The 13,684-nt window shown below is 64.0% G+C and carries 15 protein-coding genes; 5 read left to right on the top strand and 10 right to left on the bottom strand.

Annotated features, from left to right (window positions below; genetic code table 11):
• Positions 1-87: 87 nt before the first annotated feature.
• Positions 88-1,335 carry a ribonucleotide-diphosphate reductase subunit beta gene (locus QMX96_RS02960; protein WP_043862583.1) on the top strand — a complete coding sequence of 416 codons (1,248 nt, stop codon included), beginning with the start codon at positions 88-90 and terminating at the stop codon, positions 1,333-1,335.
• 185 nt (positions 1,336-1,520) lie between these two features.
• On the opposite strand, the gene QMX96_RS02955 is transcribed toward QMX96_RS02960, so the two are convergent.
• The 6 genes from QMX96_RS02955 to QMX96_RS02930 all read right to left on the bottom strand — a co-directional run bounded on the left by QMX96_RS02955 (position 1,521) and on the right by QMX96_RS02930 (position 6,393).
• Complete coding sequence (locus tag QMX96_RS02955) at positions 1,521-1,850, bottom strand: low molecular weight protein tyrosine phosphatase family protein (RefSeq protein ID WP_229590066.1); 330 nt, start codon at positions 1,848-1,850, stop codon at positions 1,521-1,523.
• Positions 1,851-1,998: 148 nt separating this feature from the next.
• A complete protein-coding gene (locus QMX96_RS02950) occupies positions 1,999-2,562 on the bottom strand; it encodes a UPF0149 family protein (RefSeq protein ID WP_054914713.1) in 564 nt (187 codons plus the stop codon).
• 57 nt (positions 2,563-2,619) lie between these two features.
• The gene (locus QMX96_RS02945) at positions 2,620-3,765 is read right to left on the bottom strand and encodes a hypothetical protein (protein WP_229590065.1); all 1,146 of its coding nucleotides are present in this window, start codon (positions 3,763-3,765) and stop codon (positions 2,620-2,622) included.
• Between the two features lie 60 nt (positions 3,766-3,825).
• A complete protein-coding gene (locus QMX96_RS02940) occupies positions 3,826-4,722 on the bottom strand; it encodes a nitrilase family protein (protein ID WP_054914714.1) in 897 nt (298 codons plus the stop codon).
• A gap of 127 nt (positions 4,723-4,849) precedes the next feature.
• The gene (locus QMX96_RS02935; protein ID WP_282361164.1) at positions 4,850-5,089 is read right to left on the bottom strand and encodes a hypothetical protein; all 240 of its coding nucleotides are present in this window, start codon (positions 5,087-5,089) and stop codon (positions 4,850-4,852) included.
• A gap of 110 nt (positions 5,090-5,199) precedes the next feature.
• Positions 5,200-6,393: a hypothetical protein gene (locus tag QMX96_RS02930; RefSeq protein WP_282361163.1), complete on the bottom strand. Its 1,194-nt coding sequence runs from the start codon at positions 6,391-6,393 to the stop codon at positions 5,200-5,202.
• Between the two features lie 116 nt (positions 6,394-6,509).
• Between QMX96_RS02930 and QMX96_RS02925 the strand changes: the two genes are divergently transcribed.
• The gene (locus QMX96_RS02925) at positions 6,510-7,412 is read left to right on the top strand and encodes a formate/nitrite transporter family protein (protein ID WP_043862589.1); all 903 of its coding nucleotides are present in this window, start codon (positions 6,510-6,512) and stop codon (positions 7,410-7,412) included.
• Here QMX96_RS02925 and QMX96_RS02920 read toward each other — a convergent pair.
• Positions 7,409-8,476, bottom strand: coding sequence for an MBL fold metallo-hydrolase (locus tag QMX96_RS02920; RefSeq protein WP_282361162.1), 1,068 nt, complete (start codon positions 8,474-8,476; stop codon positions 7,409-7,411). The two genes, QMX96_RS02925 and QMX96_RS02920, sit on opposite strands and share 4 nt — an antisense overlap.
• 154 nt (positions 8,477-8,630) lie before the next feature.
• On the opposite strand from QMX96_RS02920, the gene QMX96_RS02915 reads away from it, so the two are divergent.
• The gene (locus QMX96_RS02915; RefSeq protein ID WP_043862591.1) at positions 8,631-9,707 is read left to right on the top strand and encodes a diguanylate cyclase; all 1,077 of its coding nucleotides are present in this window, start codon (positions 8,631-8,633) and stop codon (positions 9,705-9,707) included.
• A 71-nt stretch (positions 9,708-9,778) separates the two neighbouring features.
• Here the strand turns inward: QMX96_RS02915 and QMX96_RS02910 are convergent, their stop codons facing one another.
• The gene (locus QMX96_RS02910) at positions 9,779-10,102 is read right to left on the bottom strand and encodes a DUF2025 family protein (protein WP_043862592.1); all 324 of its coding nucleotides are present in this window, start codon (positions 10,100-10,102) and stop codon (positions 9,779-9,781) included.
• A gap of 192 nt (positions 10,103-10,294) precedes the next feature.
• Here QMX96_RS02910 and QMX96_RS02905 point away from each other — a divergent pair, with 192 nt between their 5' ends.
• On the top strand, positions 10,295-11,509 hold the full coding sequence (locus QMX96_RS02905; protein ID WP_043862593.1) for an ATP-binding protein: 1,215 nt from the start codon (positions 10,295-10,297) through the stop codon (positions 11,507-11,509).
• On the opposite strand, the gene QMX96_RS02900 is transcribed toward QMX96_RS02905, so the two are convergent.
• Entirely contained in the window at positions 11,448-12,365 is a 918-nt protein-coding gene (locus QMX96_RS02900) for a LysR family transcriptional regulator (RefSeq protein WP_058540987.1), read from the bottom strand. The two genes, QMX96_RS02905 and QMX96_RS02900, sit on opposite strands and share 62 nt — an antisense overlap.
• A gap of 115 nt (positions 12,366-12,480) precedes the next feature.
• Here QMX96_RS02900 and QMX96_RS02895 point away from each other — a divergent pair, with 115 nt between their 5' ends.
• Positions 12,481-13,239, top strand: a complete 759-nt coding sequence (locus QMX96_RS02895; protein WP_078480543.1) for an SDR family oxidoreductase — start codon at positions 12,481-12,483, stop codon at positions 13,237-13,239.
• Positions 13,240-13,243: 4 nt separating this feature from the next.
• On the opposite strand, the gene QMX96_RS02890 is transcribed toward QMX96_RS02895, so the two are convergent.
• Complete coding sequence (locus tag QMX96_RS02890) at positions 13,244-13,663, bottom strand: DUF4375 domain-containing protein (protein WP_282361161.1); 420 nt, start codon at positions 13,661-13,663, stop codon at positions 13,244-13,246.
• Positions 13,664-13,684: the final 21 nt, after the last annotated feature.

The raw sequence follows: 13,684 nt of genomic DNA, 5'->3' as shown, positions 1-13,684 counted from the left end.
TTTTGCGTGCACACCTTAACCGCGAGCAGCGCAACCCTAGATCCAACCGGCCATACTCTTTCATGGCCCTCAAGCAGGAGACCCATCATGCTGAGCTGGGACGAATTCGAAAACGAAGACGGCGAAGTCGCCGCCAAAGGTCAAACCGCCTCTCAGGTGGCTGAAGCGGGCATCGACAAGCTCGACAGCGCTGGCGGTGTGGCCGCGCAGGAAGCCCGTGCAGTGACCGCCGCCGACTCCGACGCGGTCAAGCGCGCCAAGGCGGCCCTGGACGATCTCGACATCGCCGAAGGCCTGGCCGAGCTGGAAGGCTCTGCTGCCCGTGTAGCGGTCGACGAGAAGCGCATGATCAACTGCCGCGCCGACCTCAACCAGCTGGTACCGTTCAAGTACGACTGGGCCTGGCAGAAGTACCTGGATGGCTGTGCCAACCACTGGATGCCGCAAGAGGTCAACATGACCGCGGACATCGCCCTGTGGAAGACCCCCGAAGGCCTGACCGACGACGAGCGTCGCATCGTCATGCGCAACCTGGGCTTCTTCTCCACCGCCGACTCGCTGGTTGCCAACAACCTGGCACTGGCCGTGTACCGCTTGATCACCAACCCCGAGTGCCGCCAGTACATCCTGCGCCAGGCGTTCGAAGAGGCGATCCACACCCACGCGTACCAGTACTGCATCGAATCGCTGGGCATGGATGAAGGCGAGATCTTCAACATGTACCACGAGATCCCTTCGGTCGCGAAAAAGGCCGCCTGGGGCCTGCGCTACACCCGTGCCATCTCGGACCCGGAGTTCGACACCGGCACCGTCGAGACCGACAAGGAGCTGCTGCGCAACCTGATCGCCTACTACTGCGTACTCGAAGGCATCTTCTTCTACTGCGGCTTCACCCAGATCCTGTCGATGGGTCGTCGCAACAAGATGACCGGCGTTGCCGAGCAGTTCCAGTACATCCTGCGTGACGAGTCGATGCACCTGAACTTCGGTATCGACGTGATCAACCAGATCAAGATCGAAAACCCGCACCTGTGGGATGCCGAGATGAAGGAAGAGGCCTCGCAGATGATCCTGCAGGGTACTCAGCTGGAAATCGAATACGCACGCGACACCATGCCACGCGGCGTGCTGGGCATGAACGCGGCGATGATGGAGGACTACCTCAAGTTCATCGCCAACCGTCGCCTGTCGCAGATCGGCCTGAAGGAAGAGTACCCAGGTACCACCAACCCGTTCCCATGGATGAGCGAAATCATGGACTTGAAGAAAGAGAAGAACTTCTTCGAGACGCGGGTTATCGAGTATCAGACTGGCGGCGCGTTGAGCTGGGATTGATTTCCCGCGCGTGGATGCTGCAAAAAGAGGCTGCCGCAAGGCGGCCTTTTTTGTGCCTGGCTTTTTTCAGAGGTTTTCGCATGCTGTTGGTCGCTGCGCCTGCTGGCGTCAGTCAGCCAGGGTCACGCTGGAACCCGGTAGGAGCCAGCCTTGCTGGCGAAGAGGCCAGCAGACCTTGCGCACTACTACAGTTGATCCGGCAAAAACTGCGGCACCCTGGCCTTCAACAGTTCAACCAACTCCGGCGCCATGAACCCATAGTCGTCCGGGATGCCCAGGCAAACGATGCGCTTGTCGCCCAGCACCGAGCGGAATCGCGCCGACAGTTTCTTGCGGTGCGCCTGTTCCATCACGATCACCAGGTCTGCCCACGCCAGCAACTCGTTGCCCACCGGCACGTCCGCATCATTGCCCACACCGGCAGAGGCCGTCTCCACCCCCGGCCAGTCGGCAAACACCTGTTCAGCCGTGGGGCTGCGCAAGCGGTTCTGAGTACACACGAACAGTACATGCAGTGTCATTGATTACCTGGAATTACAACAAGATTAGGGTTGGCAGACAGCCCATCGCGGGGCAAGCCCGCTCCCACAGGAGGGCGCAAACACTTTGTGGGAGCGGGCTTGACCCGCGATGGCGTCGGCAAATCAGAGGGTCGCGCGATGGCTACCCCCGCTGCGAATCGAAAAACCGATACAACGCCCGCAAACCGATCACGACGGCCTCGACCGAAGCCGCATGCTCCTGCGGCTGCAACGCCTCGACTTTTTCGATGTTCTCGTCCAGCCCATGCAGCGCAATCGCCTCCAGGTGCCGTACCTGCACCGGCGGCAGCGCCGGCCAGCGCGCTACCTGCACACCCCGCAAGTAGCCGAAGCACCACTCCTCGACCACCAGCTGCGGATCAGGCTCGGACTCGTCTTCGAGAAACAACGGTTCGAAGGCATCACACGCCTCACTGAGCTCGCCCGCCACGTTGTTCATGTAGCGCATCAACAACGCCGAAAACGCCTCGGCCTCGGCCGGCTTCTTGAACCGCGGCGCTCTGCCGCCGGTCACTTCGGGCAGCCATTCGTTGGGCGTCAACAACACGGGCGAACTGGCCAGCGCCACCAGAAAGCCATCCAGCTCCGAGAGCGTGAGGATGGCTTCATCGTTACCGTACTTGAGCAGAAAACCATCAAGACGGGTCATTTCCTTATCGTTCAAAGGCTGTACAAAAGCTGTCATGGCATAGCCTCAAGGCGGGATCCTGCCGTAACACTACATCACCCCGCCCTTCAGCGCTTACCCGGCGCCCGTCAGCCACCCCACAAATGGCAGGATCATCAGCGTGCAGGCAGCCATCGACAGCACGTTGCCAATGTACCCATGCAGATGGCTGGGCAGGCGCTGGCTGATTGCGACCGCCAATGGCGGTGCCATCACCGCGCCCAGGCCGGCACTGAGCACCACCACCTCCCACGTGCCACCCAATGTCAGCACCGCCGCCGGCACCACGGACACGATCGGGATGTAGGTCGGGTACCACCCCCTCTGCATCCATTGCCTGCGCCACAACAGCACGCCGATCAGCGACGCCAGCGCCTGCCCGCCCACCATCTCCAGCACCAGCTGCGAGCCGTAGGCCGGCCCGGCCGGCGACAGCAGGTAGGCCGCCAGCACGCCGAGCAACAAGCCCAGGCTGGCCAGCTCATTGCCGAAGAACGGCGCCTCGCTGAAGTCGGCCAGCACCCGTCGCAGCGTCCAGCCAACGCCGTGGTGCGGTGTCGCTCTCTCGACGACCGGTGCCGGTGGCGGCGCATCGACAGGCGGCGTCGAGCGCACCAGGCCTGCAAACCGCCGGCACAGCATGAACGCCAGCACGCTCGCCACGGCCATGCCGCCAACATTGCCGATCACCACCGGCAAGCCCAATGGGTAGCACAGGTAGTTGACCAGCAGCAGGCTCGCTGGCGTCACCAGCAGTGCCCCCAGCAACGCGCCATTGATCGCGACCTTCCAGCCGCCGCCGAACAGCAGCACCATCGCCGCCGGCAACGAGACGAACGCGACGAAGGTGGGTTGCCAGGTGCTTGCGCTGAGCGTCCAGCCCCACAGCACATGGCTGAACACCAGCCCCAGCAGCGAGCTGGTCACCAGCCAGGGCCACAACCCGGTGCCATAGCAGATCGCAAAGCCCTGCCATGCCCGGCCCGTGCGGTGCGCCCAATGGGCCAGCGCGGCGCCCAGCAGCAACCCGATCGCCGGCAGCTCATGCTTGTAGAACGCTACCTCGCTGATATCGCCGACGATCCAGCGCAACCGCGCCAGCGGCTCGTGCAGGTTGGCGACCATGTGCGCGTAGTCGGGCCATACCCCGACCCAGGATGCCGCACGCCCGCTGATGACCTCGATGAACACCCCGGTGCCCAGCGACACGCACACGCACATCAGCAGCAAAGGCAGAAAGCCTGCCTCCACCTTGTCGATTGACTTGTCCATGGCGACTCCTCAGCGCGGCAGCGCTGGATGCTGGTCATAACCCAGCATCGCGCCATAGCAATCGGTGCGACGGTCCCGTGGCAGGTCATTCAGGCTGTTCCAGACCGGCGCGCTGCGTGCAGTGCTGAGGTCGACATCGGCATACAGGATGCACTCGTCCTCGGCGCCCCCCACCTTGCCCAACGGCCAGCCATTGGTGCCCGCGATCAGCGAACACCCCAGAAAACGCCCGCCACGCTCGCTGCCGATGCGGTTGGCGGCGGCAATGTAGACATTGTTGACGTGGGCCGCGGTGATGGTGAGGTACGAGGCCATGCACCTGCCGCTGGCATCGAACAGCGGGGGCGGTGTCCACACCCAGTTGTTCAGGCTGCAGATGATGTCTGCACCCTGCAACGCAAGCAGGCGTGGCACCTCGGGAAACCATACGTCCCAGCAGATCATCAGGCCGATCCGGCCGATCGGGGTTTCAAACACCGGAAAGCCCAGATCACCGGGGCTGAACCAGAGCTTTTCCTGGTTCCACAGGTGTGCCTTGCGGTAATGTCCCAGCAGGCCGTCGGGGCCGAACAGCACCGCGCTGTCATACAGCTTGAGGCCATCGCGCTCGGCAAATCCTGCCACCAGGTACACCTGATGCTCCCGGGCGAAGGCGCGCCAGGTCTTGATGCTGGGACCTTCATCGAGGGTTTCGGCATGCGCATAGGCTTCTGCTCGGGTCTCGAAGGTGTAGCCGGTGTTGGCAAGCTCGGGCAGCACGATCAGGTTGGCGCCGTCATGCACCGCCTCTTCGGCGAGCTGCAGACCTTTGCACAAGTTGTTGTCGCACTGGTCCAGCCCGACCTGAGGGTCGAACTGGATCACGGCAATACGCACGGGGCTGACCGGGACAGAGGGTGCAGGCATGGAAGTGTCCTTTTTGTTGTTCGAGTTGTCGTTTGGAGGCTTTCCAGTGGACAAAACAACCCTCAAGAGGGACAAGTCGGCCCCTTCCGACAATGCTGCAAGGCCGCTCTGCGCCTGTAGGAAAGGCCTACCGGGACGCCTGGGGCTGAATGCGATAGTGCGGATAGACCGCCATGCTGAAACCGCCGTTGAACAGTGCCCCGGTGTCGTTGCACAGGTTGATCGCTGCATCGATCGCGGTACGCAGGCAGGGCTCGGTCCAGCCTGCATCCACCGAGGCATAGCGGTCGTTGTAGCGGCAGGCATAAACACCGTGGATAAAGCTGTCAGTAACCAGAACTTGCGTGATGGCCTGATTACGTTGCAAAAAATTTTCTGCAACGGCTTATACGCCTTGCAACGGGTTCCCCTGGCGCCGTCCTTTACGCGTCGATGAAGTCGCTGCAGGCTGCAGCGGTGCTACATAGTTGAACGCCCTCACTCCGGCAGTTCGAGCGCCACCCCACCTGCATGCTGCCTCACGATCCGATACGGCAGCACCGCCCAGCCCACCCCACGGCAATGGCGCTGCACGCTGTCGAACACCGGGTCGAACTGGATGCCTTCGGGGGTAAAGCGCCATGTGGGCATCTGCCACACCTGCGCCTGTGCATAATCGCAGCCGTCCTCGCCCACCTCGCCCAACATGTGCTGCGGATAAAGCTGCTTGAGCTGCTCCAGCAACCACGGCGCAAAGGTGCGCGAGCGGTAGTCCACATAGGCACCGAAACTCACGGTGGCGAACTGCTCGGGGTTGGGGCCAGGCTGGTACTCGTAGTGAAACGGCTTGCCCTCGCCCACCCACAGCACATCGTCCAGGGTCAGCTCCTTGCCCGACTCCACCGCCAGGTTGAGCGGCGCATCGGTGGGCAGCATCGGCGTGCCGTCGCAGCTGTAGTCCTGCACGATGCTGACACTGAGCAGCGCATTGCTCATGAACCGCGGCGTCACCGTCTGCCGGTAGTACCCGCCAGGGCGCCCCAGCAGCATGCACTGGTGGTAGGCCACCACATCACTGGACAGGCGCGCGCGCAGCAACTGGTTGAGGCGTGTGAGCTGCTGCGCAGGGTAACCGTCCTCGATCACGAACAGGCTTATCCCCGAGGACGGCTCGCTCAGCCAGCGCAGCGGGTAGCCTTGAAAGTGTTCAAGCTCGCCCGGCTTCAACGGCAGTTGCATCAGCCTCAGGTATTCATAGGGTGAGTCGGTGTACTGGCGGGCCAGGAACGGATCGGCACCCGACGGTACCTGCGGCAGTCGTGCCGGCAGCAGCGTGATCGGCAGGCGTTTGCCCTGGGGGCTTTGCCACTCACCTTGCAGGCCGCCCTGGGCAGCCGGCCACAGCGCGAGTGTTGGCAGCGAGTCGATGCCTGCCTCTGGAGCCGGCTCATGCCCCTCCACCAGTTGAGTCCGCGTGCCCTGGATGCTGCCGGTGAGCTGCAGGTCGTGGTGATGCTTTACGTAGAAGTAACGCCCGCTGACATCCTCGGGCACGGCGCGGTCGAGCTCCAGCACGATCGACTGGGTACCCAGGGTACCGGTGAACACGTCGCTGTCCAAGCCCGCCTGGGCGGGCATGGCTGCGGTCAAGGCCTGCGCGGCCAGCAGTGCGACGCAACATCCATGTTTCATGGGAAAAACGTCCGCTATTCAAGAGGGGTGAATTATGCCGACAAAGCCTGCGGCACAAGGCAACTAATTGAACGGCGGCGGATCTTTACTCAGAGCCCCCCACGGAAACCTCCCCCATGAACGAGCAGAAAAGCGGCAAGACCCCGGGCCTGTCAGCGGACGAAGAGCAGGAGGTCAGCCACAACCAGCCGCCACGTGCCGCTGTGCTCCACGAGATCATCCGCGCCCAGGGCGACAAGGAACTGCAGCGCACCATCGCGGCGCTGTGGTGGTCGGCACTGGCGGCCGGCTTGAGCATGGGCCTGTCGCTGATGGCGATGGGGCTGTTCTATTCCCGCCTGCCCGAGGGCGACAGCAGCCAGGTGATCGCCAGCCTGGGCTACTCGGCGGGCTTTCTGGCGGTGATTCTCGCGCGCCAGCAACTGTTTACCGAAAATACCCTGACCGCCGTGCTGCCGGTGATGACCAAACCCACGTTCAACAATGTGGGGCGCCTGTTGCGCCTGTGGGGCGTGGTGCTGTTCGGCAACCTGGTGGGCACCGTGCTGGTGTCATACGTGATGCTGCACCTGCCGATCTTCGACACCAAGACCGATCTCGCCTTTCTTGAAGTGGGGCGCAAGGTCATGGAAAACGAGGTGGGCCAGATGTTTGCCAAGGGCATCATCTCGGGCTGGATGATCGCGACCATGGTGTGGATGATCCCGTCGATGGAGAACGCCAAGATCTGGATCATCCTGCTGATCACCTATCTCATGGCGCTGGGTGACTTCACCCATATCGTGGTTGGCTCGGTCGAGGTGTCGTACCTGGTGTGGGCCGGGGAAGTGAGCTGGCAGCAGTTCTGGCTGCACTTTGCCGCGCCGACCCTGGCGGGCAACATCGTGGGCGGCAGCTTCATCTTCGCGCTGATCAGCCATGCGCAGATTCGCAGCGACGCCGGCCTGCCCGATGAAACCCTGAGCAAGGGCCGCGAGCGCCCCTTGCCCGGCCGGCGCGACCCTAGCGACGCACCTTAGCGCTGCCTGGTGGCCAACACGCCCGCCTGAGCCTGCTGTTGCTCCAGTGGAAGCCACCACGCGGTACCCCGCTGCGGTTGCACCAGGCTGACCCGCTCCCCCATCTGCGGGGTGCTCAGCGCTACCCGTGCGTTGGCCGCCAGGGCCATGATGCGGTCGAAGGGTTCATGCCAGGCGTGGGTGGACAGGTCGAAGGTGCCGTTGTGTATCGGCAGCAACCAGCGCCCGCGCAGGTCCAGGTGCGCCTGCAGGCTCTGCTCGGACTGCATGTGCACATTGGGCCAGTTGACGTTGTAGGCGCCGGTTTCCATCAGTGTCACGTCGAATGGCCCGTAGCGTTCGCCGATCTGCCTGAAGCCCTCGAAGTAGCCGGTATCGCCGCTGAAGAACAGGCGCAGGTCCTCATCGAGCACCACCCATGACGCCCACAGGGTGCGGTTGCTGTCGAACAGCCCGCGCCCGGAGAAGTGCTGCGCCGGGGTGGCGACGAACTGGATGCCCGCAACCTCCGTGGCCTGCCACCAGTCGAGCTGGCGCACCTTGGCCAAAGGCACGCCCCAACCGACCAGGGTGTCACCCACCCCAAGCGGGGCAAGGAACACCTCGGTGCGCTCGGCCAGGGCCAGCACCGCCCGTTCATCCAGATGGTCGTAATGGTCGTGGGACAGTATCACCGCCGTGATCGGCGGCAGTTGCTCCAGCGCCAGCGGCGGCTGGTGAAAGCGCTGCGGGCCGGCCCACTGCACCGGCGAGGCGCGCTCGGCGAACACCGGGTCGGTGATGAAGAAACGATCGCGCAGCTTGAGCAGCACCGTTGAATGGCCCAGGCGCCACAGGCTGCGGTCCGGCGCGGCCAGCACCTGGGCCTGGCTCAGGGGGTGCACCGGTATCGGCAGGGTTGGCCGGGTGTCGGCCGGCTTGCTCAGAAACAGGAACTTGAAACCGATGCGCAGTTTTTTCAGCACCCCGTCGCGGGGCAACTGGGCCTGGTTGCGGTACCGCCCGTCCTGCTGCAGCGAAGGCTGCACGGGGGTTTCGGTGGCTTGTGCTGCAAGGGAAGCCATGAATGCAAATACTCCGACTAACCGTTTCAGGTGCATGCCCATTGCCCGTACCAACTGTGAAATGGCCTGCAAGGCCATTCTTGAACAGCCCGGCTTTGTTCAACAATATTCACGCAAATTATGCGATGAACGGCGTCAGGCAGATCGGCAAATCATGACTCAAATCAGCAACGGCAAGGGATTATCATTTGTCAGAAGAATTTACCTGCCGCGTATCATCGGCTCGGGTATCGGCCTGTTCAGCGTGCTCTCCGGCGTGCTGCCCCTGCAGCTGCCGTACTGGGTCGTAGCGCTGCTGGTGTTCAACGGGCTGGGCTGGCCGCACCTGGCCTACCAGCTCGGCCTGCGCTCGCAAGCCCCCTATCGCGCCGAACAGCGCAACCTGATGGTCGACTCGCTGATGGGCGGCTTCTGGGCCGGCACCGTGCAGTTCAACCCGCTGATCAGCGTCACCATCCTGGCCATGATGGGCATGAACAACGTCGCCGCCGGTGGTCAGCGCCTGTTTGTGCAAGGGCTGCTGGCCATGGGGCTGGGCATGGTGGCGGCGGTGGCGCTGTTCGGGCCGAGCCTGCAACTGGACGTCAGCACCGTGCAGGTGTACGCCTGCCTGCCGATGCTGACCCTCTATCCGCTGGCGCTGGGCTGGGTGTGCTACCGCCTGGCGATCAAGCTGGCCGAGCACAAGCGCAGCCTCAGTGCGCTGAGCCGCACCGACAGCCTCACCGGCCTGTTCAACCACGGCTCATGGAAAGACCTGCTGCAACTGCGCTTTCAGCTGTGCCAGCAGGCCCCGGCCCAGGCCGTGATCGCGATCATCGACATCGACCACTTCAAGACCATCAACGATGTGTATGGCCATGTGGTGGGTGACTGCGTGCTGCGCCAGCTGAGCGTCGAGCTCAAGCGCAACCTGCGCGAGGACGACGTGCCGGGGCGCTACGGCGGGGATGAATTCGGCGTGATCCTGCCCGGGTGCAGCCTGGAGCATGCCAGCCAGGTCATGGAGCGCCTGCGCCAGCGGGTCAACGAGTACCGCAACGAGCAGCTCCCGCAATTGCGCATCAGCCTGAGCATCGGCCTGGCCAGCTTCCAGCCAGGCTTCGCAGACTCCATGGTGTGGCTGAACGAGGCGGACAAGGCGCTGTATGCGGCCAAGCAGAGTGGCCGCAACAAGGTCAATGTGGCCCGCGGCGAGGTGGTGCCGCTGCGCCTGGCCTACCCGGACTGAAATGCAGGCACCACGTTCCGGCGCCTTCGCCGGCATGGCCGGCTCCTGCAGCTAGGGCTTGCGGCCCTGTGTCACGCCCGCAAGCGGCGCTGGGCCGCGATCTCCGGCAGGTCGTTGCGACGCAGGTACACCCGCAACGGCTCGGTGATGTTCAACCGCTCGTCGACATTCTGCGCCAGCAGCACCTCGATCAGTTCGCGGCGCAAGGTCATCACCTCGCCGCCGCTCGCCTGCCACACGAATTCATGACTGGGGATGATGCTGTCGTCGGCCACGTCCATGCCGAACGAGTCTTCGCTGAAGCGCACGATATGCCGGCCCAGCTTGTGGTTGAAGCCTACGAAGCCCTTGAGCTGGTCGGCCGCGGCGCAGATATCCTGGGAAGTGATGTGCATGTCAAACCTCACTGAAGCATCGTCGAAGATGCGGGGTGAATGGAATTGGCACGCGGGGCGGGTCGTCTGCGGCCCTCTCTGACGGAGAAGCTCGACAGGCAGAGGTTACTAAAAACCCGCCTGCGCCTGACACCCTTTTTTTCGCTAAACTGCCAGACATCCTCACCTTGCCGCCAGCCACGTGGACGTTCCATGAGTACTGCCATCACCGCCGACCTTGCCACGATTGCGCGGATCAACGCCGTGCCGGCCATCCTCCAGGTGATCTGCGAAACCACCGGCATGCGCTTTGCGGCCGTGGCCCGTGTCACCGAGAACAACTGGACCGCCTGCGCCGTGCTCGACAACCTGGGCTTTGGCCTGGGAGTGGGCGGCGAGCTGGACGTGGCCACCACGCTATGCCACGAGATTCGCGGCAGCCACCAGACCATCGTGATCGACAAGGCCAGCGAGGACGCCCGCTACTGCCACCACCCCACCCCGCGCCTGTACCGCTTCGAAAGCTATATCTCGGTGCCGGTGTTCCGTACCAACGGCAGCTTTTTCGGCACCATCTGCGCGCTCGATCCGGCCCCGGCCGCCCTCACCGGCAGCGCCATCCAGCCGATGATGGAGTCCTTCGCGCGGCTGTTGACGATCCAGATCGAGAGCGAGGAAGCCGCCCAGCAGACCGAGGCGGCGCTGAAGAAGGAGCTGGCCATCGCCGAGCTGCGCGAACAGTTCATCGCGGTGCTCGGCCACGACCTGCGCAACCCGCTGTTCGCCATCACCGCCGGCGCCGAGCTGCTGGTCAAGCGCCTGGGCGATGCACGCTCGCGAACCATCGCCGAGCACATCCTCGCCTCCGGACGCCGTGCCACCGAACTGGTGCGCGATGTGCTGGACTTCGCCCGCGGGCGCCTGGGCAACGGCATCATGGTGAACATCCAGCCCTGCCCCGACCTGGACACCGCCTTGCGTCAGGTGGCCTCCGAGCTGCAACGGGTCTACCCGCAGCGGGTGATACGCCTGCATATCGATGACCTCAGCGGCATGTGCTGCGACCGCGAGCGGATCACCCAGCTGCTCTCCAACCTGCTGGCCAACGCCCTGAACCATGGCGACGCCAACAGCCCGGTAGATGTATCGGCGCGTATCGAGCAGCAGGTGTTCACCCTGGGCGTGCACAACCAGGGCGCGCCGATTGCCCCGGCGGTGATGGCGCAACTGTTCCAGCCGTTTTCGCGCCCGCTCGACGGCACCCCGCAAAGCGGCCTGGGGCTGGGCCTGTACATCGCCAACCAGATTGCCCTGGCCCATGGCGGGCGCATGGAAGTGGTGTCCAGCCGCGAGGCCGGCACGCTGTTCAGCCTGCGCCTGCCACTGGATCGAGTTGCCCCGCCAGAACCTGCTCCAGCCACCCCATGAACGCCGCCACCCGCAATGGCAGGTGCACCTGCCGAGCGAACAGCAATGACACCGGCATCGGCTCGGGCACCTGCTGGTCCAGCACGCTGACCAGTTGCCCGCTCTCCAGGTACTCGCGCACACCGGCAAAGGGCGCCTGGATGATGCCCAACCCGGCCAGGCAGGCGCTTTCGTAGGCATCGGTATTGTTCACCGTGACTGCACCGCCCATGGGCTGATACCGCGTCGTGGCGCCCTGTCGGTACTCGAACCCCGGGCAGCGCGCCCCCAGGTTCTGTACGTAGTGGATCAACTGGTGGTCGCGCAGGGCCTCCAGCCGTGTCGGCACCCCCATGCGCTGCAGGTAGGCAGGGCTGGCGCAGTTGACCATGCGCAGGCTGCCCAGGGGCCGGGCGACCAGCGCAAGGTCACTGAGCGCACCAATGCGCAGCACGCAGTCGAAGCCCTCGCGCACCAGGTCGACCTGGCGATCGGTGCAACTGATCTCCAGCGCCAGCCCCGGGTGCTGCTGCATGAACGCCGGCAAGGCCGGCAGAATGATGCGCCGTGCCATCAGCGTCGGCAGGTCGATGCGCAGGCGACCGTGCAACTGGGCCGGGTCGGGCCGAAACAGCCCTTCGAGCTCGTCCATTCGCGACAGCAGGTCTTTGCTACGCTCGTACAGTTGCAGGCCATCCTGGGTGGCCTGTACACGCCGCGTGGTGCGGTTGAGCAGGCGCGTGCCCAGGTGCCTCTCAAGCAGGCGCACCTGTTCCGAGACGGTAGAACGCGGCAGCCCCAGGCTCTCACCGGCCAGGGTGAAGCTCGACAGTTCGGCAACCCGCACAAAGGTGCGCAACAGCTCCAGCGTGTTCATCCAGCCCCCTTCATTGTTCGACCCTACCGAACAGTATTTCCGAATCCAGCGGATTTATCAGTACCGGAGCGACCAATAGACTGTGCTCGACTTAAGCCACCCCGAGGAACCGACCATGACCCGCAAGATCGCACTGATTACCGGCGCCAGCCGTGGCCTGGGCAGGAACACCGCGTTGCACCTGGCAGCCCAGGGCATCGACATCATCGGCACCTACCACAGCAAGGCCGACGAGGCCCACGCGCTGGTGGCCGAGCTTGAGCAAAAAGGCGTGCGCGCCACCATGTTGCAACTGGACGTGAGCAACAGCGCCAGCTTCGAGGCGTTCGCCGCCACCCTCGATGACACCTTGCAGCGTACCTTCGGCCGTCGACAGTTCGACTTTCTGGTGAACAACGCCGGCATCGGCATCAACGCAAGCTTCAGCGAAACCACCGAAGCGCAGTTCGATACCCTGCTCAACATCCAGCTCAAGGGCCCGTTCTTTCTCACCCAGCGGCTGCTGCCGCTGCTTGCCGACCAGGGCCGCATCGTCAATATCTCCACCGGGCTGACCCGCTTCGCCCTGCCCGGCTTTGCCGCCTACGCGGCGATGAAGGGGGCAATGGAGGTGCTGACCCGCTACCAGGCCAAGGAGCTCGGTGCGCGTGGCATTCGCGTGAACATCCTGGCCCCCGGTGCCATCGAGACCGACTTTGGTGGCGGTGTGGTGCGCGACAATGACCAGGTGAACGGCTTTATCGCCAGCAACACCGCCCTGGGCCGCGTCGGCCTGCCGGATGATATCGGCGCGGCGGTGGCTGTGCTGCTCGGCGACGGTGGCAGCTGGATCAACGGCCAGCGGGTGGAGGTGTCGGGCGGGATGTTCCTGTGAAACCTCAGAGGTGCCTGTACAGCTCGGTGAGGCGGTCCAGTGCGGCCTGCACGAAGTCCTCGGGCAGGTTCTGGATCAATCGCGACGGGGCCTCGAACAGGTCCTCGCCGTGCGCTGCCTCAAGCGCCTCGAGCACCTCCATGCGCGCGTCACGACGCTCGGGGTAGTGCGGGCCGAACAGCACCAGGGCATCACCGAACGCCTTGGCAGTGACCGGCATGTGCAGGGCATGCAGGCCGCGCAAGGCGATCAGGGCCTGGTCGCCGGCACTGTTCCAGAAATACTGGTCCAGCCGCCCGTTCATGGTTTCGGCCTCCAGCCACCACAGCGCGATGGCTTCCTGCTCCTGCGCCAGCAAGGTGTCGAAACCGTGACCCCAGCGTGCTTCGAGTTGCGCCCAGGTGGGACTGTTGGTGATGCTCATGTACGTTCCCTCGCCCACGTG

Source organism: Pseudomonas sp. PS01300 (genome assembly GCF_029960155.1).
Classification (GTDB): domain Bacteria; phylum Pseudomonadota; class Gammaproteobacteria; order Pseudomonadales; family Pseudomonadaceae; genus Aquipseudomonas; species Aquipseudomonas palmensis.
Note: the sequence above shows the minus strand (reverse complement) of the source record. Positions and strands in the feature narration are given on the sequence as shown.

What these genes read in the sequence shown, in the direction of transcription:
- QMX96_RS02905 (WP_043862593.1), top strand. Translation starts at nt 10,295, where the DNA reads ATGAGTACTGCCATCACCGCCGACCTTGCCACGATTGCGCGGATCAAC.
- QMX96_RS02945 (WP_229590065.1), bottom strand. Translation starts at nt 3,765, where the DNA reads ATGTGCGTGTGCGTGTCGCTGGGCACCGGGGTGTTCATCGAGGTCATC.
- QMX96_RS02910 (WP_043862592.1), bottom strand. Translation starts at nt 10,102, where the DNA reads ATGCACATCACTTCCCAGGATATCTGCGCCGCGGCCGACCAGCTCAAG.
- QMX96_RS02950 (WP_054914713.1), bottom strand. Translation starts at nt 2,562, where the DNA reads ATGACAGCTTTTGTACAGCCTTTGAACGATAAGGAAATGACCCGTCTT.
- QMX96_RS02940 (WP_054914714.1), bottom strand. Translation starts at nt 4,722, where the DNA reads ATGCCTGCACCCTCTGTCCCGGTCAGCCCCGTGCGTATTGCCGTGATC.
- QMX96_RS02900 (WP_058540987.1), bottom strand. Translation starts at nt 12,365, where the DNA reads ATGAACACGCTGGAGCTGTTGCGCACCTTTGTGCGGGTTGCCGAACTG.
- QMX96_RS02890 (WP_282361161.1), bottom strand. Translation starts at nt 13,663, where the DNA reads ATGAGCATCACCAACAGTCCCACCTGGGCGCAACTCGAAGCACGCTGG.
- QMX96_RS02925 (WP_043862589.1), top strand. Translation starts at nt 6,510, where the DNA reads ATGAACGAGCAGAAAAGCGGCAAGACCCCGGGCCTGTCAGCGGACGAA.
- QMX96_RS02915 (WP_043862591.1), top strand. Translation starts at nt 8,631, where the DNA reads ATGACTCAAATCAGCAACGGCAAGGGATTATCATTTGTCAGAAGAATT.
- QMX96_RS02930 (WP_282361163.1), bottom strand. Translation starts at nt 6,393, where the DNA reads ATGAAACATGGATGTTGCGTCGCACTGCTGGCCGCGCAGGCCTTGACC.
- QMX96_RS02960 (WP_043862583.1), top strand. Translation starts at nt 88, where the DNA reads ATGCTGAGCTGGGACGAATTCGAAAACGAAGACGGCGAAGTCGCCGCC.
- QMX96_RS02920 (WP_282361162.1), bottom strand. Translation starts at nt 8,476, where the DNA reads ATGGCTTCCCTTGCAGCACAAGCCACCGAAACCCCCGTGCAGCCTTCG.
- QMX96_RS02895 (WP_078480543.1), top strand. Translation starts at nt 12,481, where the DNA reads ATGACCCGCAAGATCGCACTGATTACCGGCGCCAGCCGTGGCCTGGGC.